This is a genomic window from Gilliamella sp. M0320, assembly GCF_016101635.1.
In the GTDB taxonomy this organism is placed as follows: domain Bacteria; phylum Pseudomonadota; class Gammaproteobacteria; order Enterobacterales; family Orbaceae; genus Gilliamella; species Gilliamella apis.
This window is the reverse complement of the sequence record NZ_JACFQD010000002.1, coordinates 368317-385373: the sequence shown is the minus strand read 5'-3', so window position 1 is coordinate 385373 and position 17057 is coordinate 368317. Positions and strand designations below refer to the sequence as shown.

Here is a 17057-nt window from a genome sequence, read left to right as displayed (position 1 = left end):
TAATCTCTATTTTAAACAATATCTATATCTGGAATAGAATATGACCTTATCAATTAAAGATAGAGTATTCATTGAATCACTAACGGTTTATACCACAATCGGTGTTTATGATTGGGAAAAAACGATTAAACAAAAGTTAGTTCTTGATCTCGAAATGGCATGGGATAATCAACCTGCCGGACAAAGTGATGATGTGAAATTTTGTTTAGACTATTTTGTGGTTTGCCAATCGATAACTTCATTTATTGAAGCTAACAAATTTGATCTTATCGAAACGGTAGCCGAACGTGTTGCAATGTTAGTCATTGAGAAATTCTCGGTACAATGGTTAAAAATAAAAGTGTCAAAACCTGATGCTATTGCTAATGCTGGTAACGTTGCGGTATTAATAGAACGCAGAGCCAAATAACTACAATTAGATATCCCTTAATGAGTAAAGCGAACAAAATAATATGTGATCAGTCACATCATAAAAAGAAAGGTTTTGATAATACTGAACCTTTTTCAATTAAATTAACTGATGCTTTGCGTTGGCGACTGCAACGTAAAGTGTTACCGCCGCAAGGCGGATATCAAGCATTCATCCAAAATTGGCTTAGCTCAATTGATATTAGCTTAAGCGGTGATAGAGTTTGGTGGATCGGACATTCTACTACCTTGATAAAGCTTGATGAACAATGGATATTAACCGATCCAGTTTTTTCTAACCGGGTATCGCCGGTGCAATTTATTGGGCCAAAACGACGAACAAAACCAGCAATTACCATTGATAAATTACCTCCAATTAATGTGGTGGTAATCTCTCATAGCCATTATGATCATCTTGATTTTAATAGTATCCGCCAACTTATCATGCGGTATCCGCAACTTACTATTCTGGTTCCCTTAGGACTTAAAAACAAATTATTAAAATGGGGGGCCAAGCAAGTCATTGAGTTAGATTGGTGGCAGTCAACTAATGTTAATGGAATTACCTTTACTGCTACACCGGCAAAGCATTGGAGTAATCGGGGAGCGTTTGATGTGAATAAAGCATTATGGTGTGGATGGGTTATGCAGACAGATATTGATAAACCATTATCAACTAAAACGGTCTACTTTATGGGGGATACCGGTTATTGTGCAAGCTTAAAGAAAATAGCTGATAAATTTAAGCAGATAGATCTTGCTTTGATACCGATTGGTGCTTATGCACCTCGTTGGTTTATGCAATCGCAGCATATAGATCCACAACAAGCTTTACAACTTTATGATGAATTAAACTGTCAGTCAGCAATTGCAATTCATTGGGGAGCTTTTGAATTGGCAGATGAACCATTAGATGAGCCACCAACATTATTAAACTCATTAAAGGGAGATAGATCTTTTCATATATTAAAAATAGGTGATAGCTTAGCTATCAATCAGCTTAATAATGAACTAAAATAATTAACAATAATAATTTAAACCACATTTTGATATTTGCGAGGGAAATATGATGAAATCAGTAATTATTGCATTAACTTGTCTAACGTTTAGTTTAGCTTTAACTGCTTGTGGCGGTAAAAATGATGAAGGTAAACAATATCATTGGTCAAAAGCTCATGGAGTTCTTGAAGATTGCCGTGGAGTAATGAATAAATCAGAGCAATGTCAAAAAAATTCTAATAATCAACAATATTTATTTCAAATTGATAGGTATTAACTTATATGAGTGCTTGGCTTATTTATGCATTATTATCGGCGATTACTGCAGCTTGTGTGGCAATCCTCGGTAAAATAGGTTTACAACATCTTGACGCTAATACTGCGACAGCAATTAGAGCTATAGTTATGGCTATTTTTCTAGTTGGTGTAGTTGTTGTTCAAGGAAAACTGAATTTAATCAATACTTTTTTTAATGATAAAAAAGCATTACTTATTATTGCATTGAGTGGCGTAGCTGGCGCATTATCGTGGCTATTTTACTTTATGGCAATAAAAGAAGGTAAAGTATCACAAGTCGCCCCAATTGATAAACTTAGTGTCGTTTTTGCGGTAATTTTTGCAACTATTATATTTGGCGAAAAAATTTCATTTCTTTCGGCTATAGGCGTTGCCATGATAGCTGCTGGGGCGGTATTAGTTGCACTATTTTAATAGTGTATTAAACGGTTCAACAGTTACCCATTCACCTTTAGTTACATTGCCTCTATCTTTTTCAAGCAAGATAAAGCAGTTAGCATGATTAAACGATTGTGTGAGATGGGAGCCTTGTTGCCCAGTTGAAACAACCTCCAACTCACCATTAGTTGAAATTTGCAATACACCACGTTGAAAATCCAATCTACCGATACTTTTTTTCAGATTTGTTGCTGTTTTTACTTTAAATGATAACTCAGCTTCGGTTAAATTTTGTCCAGAAAGGGCTAAAATTAATGGTTGAACTAATTGATAAAAAGTGACAAGAGATGAAACTGGATTACCCGGCAATCCGCAAAATAACGCATTACCTATATTGCCAAAGGCAAACGGTTTTCCGGGTTTTATGGCAATTTTCCAGAAGTTAACTTTACCCAGTTCTGCTAGTGCCATTTTAGTATAATCAGCATCCCCGACTGAAACACCACCACTACTAATCACTAAATCAGCCTGTTTAGATGCGATTTCGAGTGTTTGCTTAATTTTGCTCGGATCATCGACAATTATCCCTAAATCAATTATTTCACAGTTTAATTTGCTCAATAATAATTTGAGGGTGAATCGGTTACTATCATAAATAGCACTATTATTTGCTAATCGGCTACCAATTTCAGTTAATTCATTACCGGTGGAAAATATTGCAACTTTTAACTTTTGATAGACAGTTAACTCTGCAATCCCAAGTGTTGCTAAACTTGATAAAGTCGGAATAGTTAACCGAGTGCCTTTTTTGACAATAACCGCACCTTGTTTAGCATCTTCACCTATATAACGAATATTACTAGCTGGTTTTATTTGCTGTAAAAATTTAATTCCTGATTCAGTTTGTTCTGTCTCTTCTTGCATCACAACAGCACTAGCTTCGTTAGGAACCGGTGCACCAGTCATAATTCGTAAGCAACTACCTTTAGGCCAATTTAGTGATGAAATATCGTCACCTGCATAAATTACTCCAGCTAACGGTAATAACTTCGATTGATTGATATCAGATAATCTTAGCGCATAACCATCCATCGCCGAATTATTAAAGCTAGGTACATTAATTGGAGAAATAACCGGTTCAGCAGTGATTCGATCTAAGCCATCAAATAATGCAACTTTTTCCATTAACGGTTTATGATTATTTGTTGCTACTTCTGTTGCTACTTCAAATATATTTTTTTTGGCTTGTGCAAAGGTTAATAACATAAATGAAGCTCCTTATAATCGATTTTCCGTGGTGTTAGACAAGTAGTTAATTGAGAGCAGATAATCTATTGAGTTATATAAATATATGATAATGATGCCGCAATACACGGCATCAACAAAGATTAAACATTAAATAAGAAATTCATAATATCGCCATCTTGCACGATATAATCTTTCCCTTCAGAGCGCATTTTGCCTGCTTCTTTAGCACCTTGTTCACCACCATATTTAATGAAGTCATCAAAAGCAATGGTTTGTGCTCGAATAAAGCCTTTTTCAAAATCGGTATGAATTTTACCGGCAGCTTGCGGCGCAGTATCTCCAACAGAAATTGTCCATGCCCGAACTTCTTTAACACCAGCAGTAAAATAAGTTTGCAGATTAAGTAAACTATAACCGGCACGAATTACTCTATTTAGGCCAGGTTCAGTTAAACCAAGGTCTTGCATAAATTCATCGCGATCAGCGTCATCGAGTTCCGCAAGTTCAGCTTCAATTGCGGCACAGACAGGTACAACGACAGCTTTTTCTTGCTCAGCAATGGCTTTCACTTTTTCTAAATATGGATTGTTTTCAAAACCATCTTCATTAACATTAGCAATATACATTGTTGGTTTTAGGGTTAAAAAGCTTAGATATTTAATTGCATCTAATTCTTCTTTACTAAAATCGAGTAGTAATAGTTTCTTACCTTGTTCAAGATGAGGTAAACACTTATCTAAGATTTCCAGTTCGTACTTGGCGTCTTTATCGCCACCTTTAGCACGTTTTTGTAAACGGGTAATGGCTCTTTCACAAGCCTCAAGATCAGCTAACGCAAGTTCAGTATTAATGATTTCAATATCTTCAGCTGGATCGATTTTACCTGCAACGTGCACAATATTTTCATTTTCGAAACAACGAACAACGTGGCCAATCGCTTCTGTTTCACGAATATTGGCTAAAAATTGATTACCTAGTCCTTCACCTTTAGATGCACCTTTAACTAGCCCCGCAATATCAACAAATTCCATTGTGGTTGGTAAGGTACGTTGTGGTTTAACAATTTCCGCAAGTTGATCTAAACGCGGATCAGGCATTGGCACTACACCTGTGTTTGGTTCAATCGTACAAAACGGAAAGTTAGCAGCCTCTATTCCAGCTTTGGTTAGTGCATTAAAAAGCGTTGATTTGCCTACATTTGGTAGTCCGACAATACCACATTTAAATCCCATACTGTTTATTACCTTGTGTTATAAAAATCTTAAAAATAGGGGGCAATTATATACTAAATTAGGCTAATTATGCTAATGTTGATACTGTTCTAAAATATTCAACAAAACTAGCGTGTTAAGTTTTGGAACTGAAAATTTGTTATTCCTATCTTTATAATTAACTATTAATTGACTTTTTGACTAATTTTCCAATGATAAGCCGATTTGATACAATTGGTTTTTCTTCAGTCCATACATCTCTGCAGTAATTGCTGCTGCTTTTTTTAATGGTAACTCTTTAACTAATAATTTTAAGGTAGTCATTACTTTGGCATCAATAGCATTATCAGTTTTGCTATGTCCTTCAACGATTAGAACAAATTCGCCTTTTTGACGAGTACTATCTTCTTGTAACCAGCGAATTAACTCATTTACCGGATAGCTGACAATGGTTTCCCATGTTTTAGTGAGTTCTTTGGCTAAAACAATATGTTTATCGCTACCCCAAACCGTCTGCATATCTTTTAAGGTATCTAAAAGTCGATGGGTAGATTCATAAAAAATCATTGTTCGACTCTCTTCGCATAAAGTAGACAAATGATCTTGGCGTGCTTTGGTTTTTGCCGGTAAAAAACCCTCATAACAGAATTTGTCTGAAGGTAATCCCGCTACTGATAATGCGGCAATAGCCGCACATGCACCAGGGATGGGAACGACATTAATATTATTTTCTCGACACGCTTTGACTAAGTGATAACCAGGATCATTAATTAACGGTGTTCCTGCATCTGATATTAATGCAATTGATAACCCGGATTTTAATTTTTCGATCAAAACGTGTGCTTTTTCTTGTTCATTGTGATCGTGTAAAGCAAAAAGTTTAGCTTTAATACCTAAATGTTGTAATAGTAGTCCACTGTGTCTAGTATCTTCAGCCGCAATAAGATCAACACTTTTAAGTGTATTAATGGCTCTTAGTGTAATATCATCTAAATTGCCAATGGGTGTTGCAACAATATATAAAGTCATTCTATTTTGATCACTGTAAATTTTGTAGTAAGGCATTAAATATACTATACCAAACCTTGTTTTATTGTATATACTCATTATCATGAAATTAGTATTAATCATTATCGGCCAAAAATATGGCTGAAATGCGTTTTTGTGCGAATGATATTTATTCGGTCGTATAAGCGGTTAGTTAGAATACGATAATTATTTGTATATTCCGCGAATAATTAGCCATCAAATGAGATGAATTTATAGCTTTTACTCAAGAATTGTACATTTTTACCAGTGATTTTATTGATTTACTTTACAAGTAATTAATATAATAGCTTTTTGTTGTAAAAACGATAAAATGTGCATAACAAAATAATATAATATAAATTAATGAAAGGTGTTATTGTGAAAAAAATTCTCACATTAAGTTGTTTAAGTTTGATGATCTCCGCATGTACACAAACTAATCCAGCTGAAATTGAAGATATTTCTGACTCTTCCAGTCGTTCTAGCTCGTCGGTATATTCAAAACCACCGACAAATATTTCTACTGGTTCACGTTCTTCGTCACAAATTTATTCATCATCAACACCAGCATCTCACTCGACAGTAACATCCAATAGCAATAGAGATAGTCAAAGTGTGGTTACCTCTAATGAGCGCATTGTTTATAATCGTAACTACAATGATATTCCTAAAGGTGGTTATCAAGGCGATACCTATACTGTTAAACGAGGTGATACACTTTTTTATATTGCGTGGGTAACGGGTAATGATTATCGTGCCTTGGCTGCTAAAAATAACATTAAAGAACCATTCGCGGTAAATGTTGGTCAAGTGTTAGATGTCAGTGGTGGTACAACGGTGGTTGAAACTAAAAAAACCACTTCTACAGCGCAAGTTGTTGCAGCTGGTAATTATGGTTCAGCGACTAATACCACAACCAAAACTAAACCAGTTGTAACCACAGTTACAACAACTACAACCACAACCTCGGGTAAAGATAAACCAACCAATACGATTCAAACTACAGAAACGGTAACTGAACCTGTTGATACCACAGCCACAGAGCCAACCAAGTTACCAACCACATCTAACGTAGCTAATATTGTATGGCAATGGCCTGCACAAGGTAAAATCATTGAAAAATTTTCTAATGCTAGCAAAGGGATTGATATTTCAGGTACTTTAGGTACCAAAGTCGTTGCCGCTGCTAACGGTCGAGTGGTTTATTCAGGGAATGCCTTACCGGGCTATGGTAATTTAATTATTATAAAACATAACGATGACTATTTAACCGCGTATGCACATAACCAAACTATTTTAGTTAAAGAACAACAAAATGTTCGTGCTGGTGAACAAATTGCAACGATGGGAGCAACAGGAACTTCATCAGTAAGATTACATTTTGAAATTCGTTATAAAGCACAATCAGTCGATCCATTAAAATACTTATCAACAAATTAATCAGTATTTTAAAATGATACAGAGGCTTATAACCAATTAATAAGTAATAACACACTAATTAATCATGTGTTTTAGTGCAAACCAAATTGATTTAACCATTTTATTTTACGTAACTAAGGAGTTATATTCATGGCAGTAAAAAAATTAGTTCTTATTCGTCACGGAGAAAGCGTGTGGAATCAAGAAAACCGTTTTTGTGGTTGGACTGATGTTGATTTATCTGACAAAGGTAATAAAGAAGCTGCAGAAGCAGGTCAATTACTAAAACAAGAAGGTTTCGAATTTGATTATGCATATACTTCTGTTTTAAAACGTGCAATTCACACATTATGGCACGTTTTAGATGCAGTTGATCAAGCATGGTTACCGGTTGAAAAAAGCTGGAAATTAAATGAACGTCATTATGGTGCGCTACAAGGTCTAAATAAAGCTGAAACTGCTGCTAAATATGGTGATGAGCAAGTTAAATTATGGCGTCGTGGTTTTGCAATTACTCCTCCAGCACTTGAAAAATCAGATGAGCGTTTCCCTGGTCATGATTCACGTTATAGCAAATTACCTGAATCAGAATTACCTTTAACTGAAAGCTTAGCTTTAACGATTAAACGTGTACTTCCTTATTGGGAATCAACTATTGCTCCACGTGTTGCTAAAGGTGAACGTGTAATTATCGCAGCTCACGGTAACTCACTTCGTGCGCTAGTTAAACATTTAGATAACATCAGTGATGATGATATTATCGATCTAAACATCCCAACTGGTGTACCATTAGTTTATGAATTCGATGACAACATGAAAGTTGTTAAACACTATTACTTAGGTAATGCTGATGAAATCGCCGCTAAACAAGCAGCGGTAGCTAACCAAGGTAAAGCAAAATAGTATTAATCAATCAAAAGGTAAGTTAAACAACTTACCTTTATTTCCTAATATAGGAAATAAATATTTAACTTTTTGAGACGCTGATTTTGTCAAAAATTTATTATATTTATGGCGTAATGAACGCTGGAAAATCTACCGAATTACTGCAAATCGACCATAATTACTTAAGTAATAATATGCAAACACTATTACTTAAATCTTCGGTCGATACACGAGATTCTGCTGTTGAGATCGTATCTCGACTTGGCTTACGTAAAAAAGCATTACAACTTGACGATAACACAGTGGATGGCATAATTGAGCATATCAAACAAAATAATTACGCATGTATTTTAATTGATGAAAGTCAGTTTTTATCATCTAATACCATCTGGAAATTATCTGATGTTTGTGATGAATATGGTGTTCCTATGATGTTTTTTGGATTAAAAACAGACTATATGGGGCATTTATTTGAAGGTTCGAAAACCTTATTAGAAATTGCTGACAATTATAGGGAACTTAAAACTGTTTGTTGGTGTGGTAAAAAAGCTACCATGATCCTTTTAGAAGGTGAAAATGGGCAAATAGTCAAATTTGGAAATTCTATACATCTTGGTGACAGTGAGTATCATTCTGTTTGTCGAAAACACTGGAAAGCAGGACAAGTAAGACCAAATCATTAAATTTACTTGTGCATTTTTATAGATATTATACTATCGGAAAATAATACTCATATTATGATGTGCAAAAATATAAATTATTATAAGGAATTAAACTCATGAAAATTAAACATACATCATTAGCTATTTTACTCGGCTTAGTTTCATATTCCGCCAGTGCAAAAGATTTTTTAGTCACTGATGATGAAAAAAGCCTTCAAAAAGGCAATTGGTATATTACAAACAAAGATGTTAGTCCTGATGCACCTCCTTTTACTGTTCAAAATCTAATTCTCAAAGGTGGTAAGCAAGAAGGTTCTGAACTATTAACTGTTAAAAGTGAAGGCTTAACGATTAGCTTAAGTCCAACACGTGGTTTAGGTATCGTAAAAGTTGAAGGAGATGGGATTCGTTTAGGTTGGGATTCACCAGTTAAAGAGGTTGTTAATCCTAAATATATGAATTTAGAAAGCCGTGGTGGTCTTGGTTGGCTAGATGGCTTTAACGAAATGATGGTTCGCTGTGGCTTTGAATGGACCGGTCACGCTGTACAAGCTGATGGTATGATGTATACACTTCATGGTCGTGCTCAAAATACTCCTGTATCGAAATTATATGTTGAAGTTGAAGATCAAGCTCCTTATACGATTACTATCAAAGGGCTAATTAAAGAAAATACTTTCAAAAAGAGCAATTTTGAAACTTGGGTTGCCATCCAACATGTTCCTGGTAGCAAAGAATTTACCGTACATGACATCCTAACTAATTTGAGCGATTATGATCGTGATTATCAAATTATTTATCACAGTAATTTTGGTACGCCAATTTTAGAAGAAGGAGCTAAATTTGTTGCTCCAGTTAAAGAAATCTCACCTTTCAATGAATACGCTGCAACAGGTCTGAAAAATTGGCAAACTTATCTAGGACCAACTAAAGACTTTGATGAAATGGTGTATAACATTTTCCCTTATTCAGATGCAAATAATCAAACTCAAGTTATGTTGACCAACAATGCAAGTGATAAAGGGGTTGGGATTGCTTTTAATACTCAACAATTACCTGTGCTAACACTATGGAAAAATACTGATACAGTTAAACAAGGTTATGTGACTGGTATTGAACCAGGAACAAGTTTTGCTTATCCAGTTACAATTGAACGTGAACAAAAACGCGTACGTAAATTAGAAGCCGGAAAAAGCACAGAATTTGTTTTAACTTATAGCCTATTGTCAAACAAAGAAGACGTAGCAAACTATGATGCTAAAATAAAAGCCATCCAAGGAAGTCAAAAAACCAAAGTTGTTGAAGAACCTATGGCAAAAGAGTAAGTCATTCATAAATACCGCTAACATTTTGGTTAGCGGTATTCACTTCTCTCTATCTGAAAAGATATTTTAACCATCCCATCGATTTATAATATTGTTATCTAGACTATGTTATTTTAAGCTACACTAATCAACAAGCGTTTAGATTCAATTAAATAACAGGAATAAATATGGCTGCGAAAAGGATAGTAATTGGCATAAGTGGTGCTACAGGCTTTGCTTATGGAATTAAAGCTTTAGAACTATTAAAACCAATGGATATTCAAACTCATTTAGTGGTATCAAAAGCGGCAAAAATCACCGGTCATTATGAACATTCGCAATCACAATTAACTCAATTGCAATCGTTAGCAGATGTTGTATATGCCATCGATAATATTGGCGCTGCAATTGCGAGTGGCTCATTTAAAACCATGGGAATGTTAGTTGCACCATGTTCAATGCGAACACTTTCAGCTATAGCAAATAGTTTATCAGATAATTTACTTACTCGAGCGGCAGATGTGGTATTGAAAGAGCGACGTCGATTAGTTTTAATGACGCGAGAAGCGCCATTACATTTAGGTCATATTAAAAATATGGAAGCGGTGACTTTAATGGGAGGAATTATTTTTCCGCCAGTTCCTGCGTTATATCAACACATTGAAAGTGTGGATGATATTATTACCCATAGTGTTGCTAGAGCGCTTGATCTGTTTGATATTAATGTACCTTGTTTACCTCGCTGGGGTGAAGATATGCATCTTAATCAAAAACCTGAATAAACAGTAATATCATGAAAAAAAGCGAGTCTAAGATCGCGCAATTTATCCAGCAACAACATGTAGTAAATTTATGTGCGATATTAGCTAATAACCAGCCATGGGCATGTAATGCATTCTATGTATTTGATAAAGAGAACTGGTGTATATATTTCTTATCAGAATTAAAAACCAAACATGCACAAGCAATGCTACACAATCCAAATGTTGCCGGTACTATAAGTATTAATCCAAAATCGATAACCAAAATTCAAGGTATTCAATTTAGCGCTATAGCTGAACAACTCATTGATAATAAAGCTAGCAATGCTTATAAGCTTTATTATTCCGCCTTTCCTTTTGCAAGAGTCATGAAAGCGCCGATTTGGTCACTACGATTGCAAGAAATTAAGATGACCAATAATCTACTTGGTTTTGCACATAAAAGCTATTGGCAACGAGACGCAAAACTGAAAGATCATTAATTTGATAAATGGAATGTTAGGTTTTAGCATAATCATTATCTAATCACAAACTAAAACCCACTAATAGCTTAAATTGAAACTGAATGATCACAGTTTAGGTGGTATATTTTCCTCATATTCAGTATCTCCACCGCAAATTGTATCCCAATTGGCTTTTGAACCAGTATAAATGTGTATACGTTTTTCAGCATTAATTGGCTCATTAATCAATCCAATACGTAATCGGTAAGTACTATTATCATTATCGCGACTAGAAAATAGATGGGAACCACAATTACTACAAAAATGACGGTTGACGCCTAAGTTAGAAAAAACTTTTATATTTTCTTCCCCTTTGACAAATGTTAAATCTTCCTTGTTAATGAGTGTGGCAGAATTAAACGCTGAACCAGTTTGTTTGCGACAACGTGAACAGTGACAAAAGACAATCGCTTTAATATCACTATTTAGCTGATAGACAATTTCGCCACATAAACAGTTACCTGTCATCATAATTAATTTCCTTGTATTATTTATAGTCGTATTATTACCACATTTTACATGCAAATTTAAAATAAGCTATAGATAGCTAAATGATCAGCATAATTCAACAAAAGCACAAAAAGATTGAGGAAAGGGGTTTTTAAAGCCAAAATCCATCCAATAAATCGCTAACGTTAGTTATAACATCAACTAGTGCCAATAATAAACGTTTATTTTGGCAAATAAGTTTGGTGTATTTAATTTAGCGACATTCGCAATGTGCTGACAACTGAGTGAGGTTAGCATGGCAAACAGGGATGTTTGGCAAGGAGCGTTAAAAGCGAACGAAGGCGGAAGGCAGTCACATCGTGACCACTTGCGTGGTCGCCGCGGGAGATTGTAAAGAGGGTTCGCGCCAACCCTCTTAACTCGGACGTAATCACCGTATAGAAACAACCACAAAACAGCAAACCTCCGAAACTCAAACAACCAAAAAAATTGAGGAACGGGGTTTTTAAAGCCTAAAATCCATCCAATAAATCGCTAACGCTAGTTATAACATCAGCTATTACTGATAATAAACGTTTATTTTTATAAATTAGTTTAGTGCTTCTTATTTAGCGACATTCGCAATGTGCTGACAACTGAGTGAGGTTAGCATGGCAAACAGGTATGTTTGGCAAGGAGCGTTAACAGCGAACGAAGGCGGAAGGCAGTCACGCAGTGACCACTTGCGTGGTCGCCGCGGGAGATTGTAAAGAGGGTTCGCGCCAACCCTCTTAACTCGGACGTAATCACCGTATAGAAACTAGCCACCAAACAACAAAACGTCCGAAACTCAAACAATCCAAAAAATAAAGAACCAAAAAAATTTTGAGGAACGGGGTTTTTAAAGCCTAAAAATCCCCCTAAAGTTTCTTCGAAATTGGTTTTAAGGGCGTAATTAAGACATAATATTACATTAAACTTTACAAAAATTAACAATTTAACTTTTAAAAAAAGTTGCTTAGATTTTTCTCGTCACTATACTTTCATTATATGTTAAATATAATAATCGATGGATATTTAGTCGAACGGTACTAAAAAAGCCAAATAAAACAGATAATTACTTGACAGGATTGTCGCCATGCATTATAATGTAAAACACCAAACACCAAACACCAAATCTGCCAAACCTATAATTTAAAATCAGCTTATTTCAACTACCAAAGTTTAGTATCTCTTTATCGTTTATTTTTTCAAAAAATATTAAAACGAACCTCTAACGTTAATCAATGTAAAGTTATTCCGAAAACAAATAAATCAAAGTTGTGTTCAATTCGACATAAATTTCATGTTGTAAATGTTTTTTCAGATAGTAACGATCTGAAAACGACAGTTTTTTATGATGTCTCGTCATCGAAAAGATCTAAAAAATCTAGTTTTATTTTTGATAATTTATTATTAAAGATAGTTATTTCATTATTTATAACTAGCTTTTCTCAGTTTGCATATAGTTTATCTACTCATACATCTTTGACAATTAAAGGGTCATTACCATATATTGAATATAATAATACTCGCATAAAAGATATCTCTGAATTATTAAGTATTAAAGTAGGGAATACTGTTTATATAAGCGATGAAGCTGGAAATATGTACCAAAAAAATCCTGATGGTGATTTAGTTTCCGTAACAAATATATCTTTATCAAAGCCAGGAGATACATTTGCAAGTGTAAAATCAATAGTAGTACCAGATAACAACAATTACTCATTCAACATAATTGATAATAGCTTAATTGCAGATGATGATGGAGATAATGATTTCATTTTGAATGGTAATATTATAGGACAATGGAAAGACAGTAAGAATAATCTAATATTGGGGGATTTGAACGAATTACCTACTCATTGTTTTGGCCCTTATACATTAACTTTAAAAGCAGATAATGCACAATTGAGTACTAAATATGGGGATCCATCATCAAAAATATATGGTAGCGGAATAGCAAAATATATTATATATCCACATGATGAACAACCATCTATATGCAATGCAATGCCAGGAAGTATGGCTAATAATACTGGTATATTTTCGGGACCAACAAATATTTGGGATTCGAATAAAGGGTTTTTAGTTCAATCTGCTCTTGGTCGAGATTACGCTCAAAATTTTCCAACTTTAGCAGGTGATAGCCTCTATTTTTATCTATTGATCGATGGAGCAAAAGAAGTACTGACATGGCCTACAGTAAAAGTTGGTGATATTACTGCGACGATGAAAAGTGAAGGAACAAATCGTGTATTAGTAACTATAACTGGTCCTATACCAACATCTAATAATGATGGAGCTATAGCAAAGAAACCATCAATATTACCAGCCAAATTTACTTTATCTGGAATGAATAGCAAAGGTGATATTGTTGCTAAATATGGGTTTGTTCTACAAAAATGGTTTGTTGTGCGTGATAAAAATATAATTTCATATAATAGTCGAGAACATACAAATTGGTGTTTAGCATTAGATGGAGTACCGGGTAGAACTGAAGATGTAAATGCTGATGAATACCGATTGCCTGATCCAGTAGATCTTACTTCTGCATCAGGAACCTTTACTTATGATAATTTTGTATACAATATTACAGGTTTAGATTTTCCTAATAAAAACTCTTTCTCTGATGGAGGTCGTTATTGGCGTCATATTGGTGGAGGATTATTTAGTGAATGGGGTAATTTAGTGGATTATGGTTTAAATATTAATCCAAATACATATTATTGGACAGGAAAACGTGTAAAACAACAAAGTGTTACAGATTGGGTTTATAATATTGTCCGTCCTTTAGATGGAAATATATCCGCAGAAATAGGTGATACTAGAGGATATCCGACATTATGTTTTACTCCTGATTGGATTGATTGGCTATAAATTATCTATAAGTAAAAATCTATTAAAAAAGATGTTATTTAGTATTAGGAATTATTTTATATCTACTTTAGATAATAAATTAATCAACTAAATCGCTAACATTAGTTATAACATCAACTAGTTCCAATAATAAACGTTTATTTTGGCAAATAAGTTTGGTGTATTTAATTTAGCGACATCCGCAATGTGCTGACAACTGAGTGAGGTTAGCATGGCAAACAGGGATGTTTGGCAAGGAGCGTTAAAAGCGAACGAAGGCGGAAGGCAGTCACGCAGTGACCACTTGCGTGGTCGCCGCGGGAGATTGTAAAGAGGGTTCGCGCCAACCCTCTTAACTCGGACGTAATCACCGCATAGAAATAACCACAAAACTGCAAACGTCCGAAACTCAAACAACCCAAAATTTTGAGGAAAGGGGTTTTTGAAAATTAAATTCCTACTTATTGCTAACCCTTTTTTTTGACTTAAAATAAAATTTTTAAAAATCAATATGTTGAAAAACCGCTTAAAAAAGGGTTTTTAATAGTAAAATTGCGCTTTGCCTTTTTACCAACTGCATTTATAGTATATTGGATTCTAGTTCACTACCGTGTAGGTAGTTTAGAAAAAACAAGAAATTAACAACAATCCAAATTTTAAGTTCACTACCGTGTAGGTAGTTTAGAAATACACTGCTTATTGAGTAGGTTAAAATGGTGATTTTTTTAAGAGGGGGATAAAGGGTCTATTATTTCTAATAAACAACAAATAACCAATGCTGTTTTCGAGCTATCAGTGTTCTTCTTTACAAAAGTTAACAATTAAACCATCAAAAAAAGTTGCATGGTTTTTTCCAATCACTATACTTTTATAGCATATTTATACGAATGGATAAATTTTATGCCATTAGGCTTAAAATTTTAAATAAATCATAAAATTGGATTGACAAGGATATCTGATATGGATTATAATTTTCAACACGCAACACGCAACACGCAACCTGCCCAACCTATAATTTCACCTTTCTAAAATTAAGCTCACACCGTTTATTATTTCACAGTAGTTTATTATTTCAGCAATTTCCTAAATTCCCGAAATTCCGGCAAAATTTTTCAAAATTTCTTAGTTTAGTCTGTTTATCTCGGCCGATGGTTTTGGTATTAACTGTGATTGTTTTACAGTCTATCTCTTTTGCTAATTATGCATTAACCACAAAAACGACCAATATTATTTATGGCTCAGCACCTTATTTAACCTTTGATGGTGGTCGTACCCGGGTAACCAATACCGAAGCACTACTCGGGATATCCCTTTCTGATGGTAGAAGATTTACTCCCACAACCAATAATTCGAGTTCAACTAATCCTATCGAGTTACCTGTTGCTGGTCAGAGTTTTGCAGATATTGGTATGTTAGTACCAACGGATACTAATTCTATTGAATTAAGTTCACTTATTGGCACACCGTATAATTATTGGGGGGATGATGATGGCGATGGTCAGGGAGTTAATGGTATCACCGCTACCGGTAGTTTAAGGTTATACATTAGCGATAAAAATGGTCGAGCTGTTGCCCGTAATGAAGTGCTGACTATTTGTACCGATCAAGCGCCATATAGATTAATCTTATCTAATACTAGCGGTAGATTAAAAACACGTTATGGTGTGCCTAATGAAAGTTATTTTACGTCAGGTAGCGTCACTTATTATATTAATCCTAAGAAAGAATCATCGCCATTCATTTGTTATGCAAGCTCTAACGCCACAGGCAGATATCGAAATAATGGGCTTTCTGATGCCGTTTGGAACAGGCGTATGGGGGGGTATCTACCACAGTCAGTTACACCATCGTCTTATGGTTTAAACTTCCCGACTACTGGTTCTAATGGTTTGACATTTGATTTAAAGATAGGTGGTATTGGTATTAATCAGAACTTATCTTGGGCGCCGGTTTCTCATGGTGGTATTACTGCTACTATGACCAATTCATCATACTACAGGGGGGGTTCGAGTCACCCTAACTGGTCCTGTTGTTACACGCTCACAATGGCAATCAAATAATTTAGGTCAAATCGCCAGACCATCTTTACCGCAGACATTTGAGTTAGTCGGTCGTGATAGCAGTGGTAATGCGGTGGTCAAATATGGTTTTGTGTTAAAGCAGTGGTTTGTTGTTGGTGGTGGAGGTTCCCATTCTTTTGTATCATCTAAGTGTAATAGTTTTGGATACCGTGTCCCAAAGGCCAGTGATTTAACTAATGCGACTTGTCAACCAGCTTGGGGGCAGAGTCAAGATGTGTGTCAAGGTGCAGAAGGTGCAACGCCTTCGTCACCTTATAATCGTGCCTTGAATCACATTGGTGGAGGATTGTTCACGGAATGGGGGGAAATGTCCATTTTCCATCTTGGCATCAACTCTAATGTCTTCACCTTCATCGAAAATGGTAGATATTGGACGAGTGATCAGACGAGTGAGAACAACGTTCAGGGATACCATAAGGTTTACAGTGATGGTTATGGTGGCTTTATATATGATGGAAGCGGCTACGCCTCCGGACTCTGTGTCTATCCTTAGCTATTATTTCTTAGTTCTTAGGTATTGAAGCTAAGGATAAGAAAAATAACGT

General features: G+C 35.0%; 17 protein-coding genes. 13 read left to right on the top strand and 4 right to left on the bottom strand.

The features are described from left to right. Positions 1 to 40 precede the first annotated feature (40 nt). From folB to H3T83_RS04370, 4 genes are read left to right on the top strand one after another with little or no spacing between them, the layout of a single operon-like run. The gene (gene folB, locus H3T83_RS04385) at positions 41 to 409 is read left to right on the top strand and encodes a dihydroneopterin aldolase (RefSeq protein WP_198215202.1); all 369 of its coding nucleotides are present in this window, start codon (positions 41 to 43) and stop codon (positions 407 to 409) included. A 20-nt stretch (positions 410 to 429) separates the two neighbouring features. Further along, on the top strand, positions 430 to 1428 hold the full coding sequence (locus H3T83_RS04380) for an MBL fold metallo-hydrolase (RefSeq protein ID WP_198215201.1): 999 nt from the start codon (positions 430 to 432) through the stop codon (positions 1426 to 1428). Positions 1429 to 1477: 49 nt separating this feature from the next. Beyond that, complete coding sequence (locus tag H3T83_RS04375) at positions 1478 to 1684, top strand: hypothetical protein (protein ID WP_034902220.1); 207 nt, start codon at positions 1478 to 1480, stop codon at positions 1682 to 1684. 5 nt (positions 1685 to 1689) lie between these two features. Further along, on the top strand, positions 1690 to 2118 hold the full coding sequence (locus H3T83_RS04370; protein ID WP_065614206.1) for an EamA family transporter: 429 nt from the start codon (positions 1690 to 1692) through the stop codon (positions 2116 to 2118). Here the strand turns inward: H3T83_RS04370 and moeA are convergent. The 3 genes from moeA to rsmI all read right to left on the bottom strand — a co-directional run bounded on the left by moeA (position 2110) and on the right by rsmI (position 5570). Next, positions 2110 to 3348 (bottom strand): molybdopterin molybdotransferase MoeA, encoded by a 1239-nt coding sequence (gene moeA, locus H3T83_RS04365; protein WP_198215200.1) that lies wholly within the window; start codon positions 3346 to 3348, stop codon positions 2110 to 2112. The genes H3T83_RS04370 and moeA overlap by 9 nt on opposite strands. 122 nt (positions 3349 to 3470) lie before the next feature. Continuing rightward, positions 3471 to 4562 (bottom strand): redox-regulated ATPase YchF, encoded by a 1092-nt coding sequence (gene ychF / locus H3T83_RS04360; protein WP_034902214.1) that lies wholly within the window; start codon positions 4560 to 4562, stop codon positions 3471 to 3473. Positions 4563 to 4742: 180 nt separating this feature from the next. After that, positions 4743 to 5570, bottom strand: coding sequence for a 16S rRNA (cytidine(1402)-2'-O)-methyltransferase (rsmI, locus tag H3T83_RS04355; protein WP_198215199.1), 828 nt, complete (start codon positions 5568 to 5570; stop codon positions 4743 to 4745). A gap of 378 nt (positions 5571 to 5948) precedes the next feature. Between rsmI and nlpD the strand changes: the two genes are divergently transcribed. The 6 genes from nlpD (at position 5949) to H3T83_RS04325 (ending at position 11083) form a co-directional block, all read left to right on the top strand. After that, the gene (gene nlpD / locus H3T83_RS04350; RefSeq protein WP_198193027.1) at positions 5949 to 7010 is read left to right on the top strand and encodes a murein hydrolase activator NlpD; all 1062 of its coding nucleotides are present in this window, start codon (positions 5949 to 5951) and stop codon (positions 7008 to 7010) included. A gap of 129 nt (positions 7011 to 7139) precedes the next feature. Further along, entirely contained in the window at positions 7140 to 7892 is a 753-nt protein-coding gene (gene gpmA / locus H3T83_RS04345) for a 2,3-diphosphoglycerate-dependent phosphoglycerate mutase (protein WP_034902210.1), read from the top strand. Between the two features lie 86 nt (positions 7893 to 7978). Next, positions 7979 to 8557, top strand: coding sequence for a thymidine kinase (locus tag H3T83_RS04340; RefSeq protein ID WP_034902208.1), 579 nt, complete (start codon positions 7979 to 7981; stop codon positions 8555 to 8557). A 95-nt stretch (positions 8558 to 8652) separates the two neighbouring features. Beyond that, the gene (locus H3T83_RS04335; RefSeq protein WP_065651002.1) at positions 8653 to 9861 is read left to right on the top strand and encodes an aldose 1-epimerase family protein; all 1209 of its coding nucleotides are present in this window, start codon (positions 8653 to 8655) and stop codon (positions 9859 to 9861) included. Positions 9862 to 10028: 167 nt separating this feature from the next. Beyond that, positions 10029 to 10622 (top strand): UbiX family flavin prenyltransferase, encoded by a 594-nt coding sequence (locus H3T83_RS04330; RefSeq protein ID WP_034902204.1) that lies wholly within the window; start codon positions 10029 to 10031, stop codon positions 10620 to 10622. An 11-nt stretch (positions 10623 to 10633) separates the two neighbouring features. Next, a complete protein-coding gene (locus tag H3T83_RS04325; protein WP_198215198.1) occupies positions 10634 to 11083 on the top strand; it encodes a pyridoxamine 5'-phosphate oxidase family protein in 450 nt (149 codons plus the stop codon). An 87-nt stretch (positions 11084 to 11170) separates the two neighbouring features. On the opposite strand, the gene H3T83_RS04320 is transcribed toward H3T83_RS04325, so the two are convergent. After that, on the bottom strand, positions 11171 to 11575 hold the full coding sequence (locus H3T83_RS04320) for a GFA family protein (RefSeq protein ID WP_198215197.1): 405 nt from the start codon (positions 11573 to 11575) through the stop codon (positions 11171 to 11173). A 1485-nt stretch (positions 11576 to 13060) separates the two neighbouring features. On the opposite strand from H3T83_RS04320, the gene H3T83_RS04315 reads away from it, so the two are divergent. The 3 genes from H3T83_RS04315 to H3T83_RS04305 all read left to right on the top strand — a co-directional run bounded on the left by H3T83_RS04315 (position 13061) and on the right by H3T83_RS04305 (position 17005). Then, positions 13061 to 14452: a hypothetical protein gene (locus H3T83_RS04315; protein ID WP_198215196.1), complete on the top strand. Its 1392-nt coding sequence runs from the start codon at positions 13061 to 13063 to the stop codon at positions 14450 to 14452. Positions 14453 to 15579: 1127 nt separating this feature from the next. Further along, entirely contained in the window at positions 15580 to 16491 is a 912-nt protein-coding gene (locus H3T83_RS04310; protein WP_198215195.1) for a hypothetical protein, read from the top strand. Positions 16492 to 16564: 73 nt separating this feature from the next. Further along, entirely contained in the window at positions 16565 to 17005 is a 441-nt protein-coding gene (locus tag H3T83_RS04305; protein ID WP_198215194.1) for a hypothetical protein, read from the top strand. The last annotated feature ends 52 nt before the right edge of the window (positions 17006 to 17057 follow it).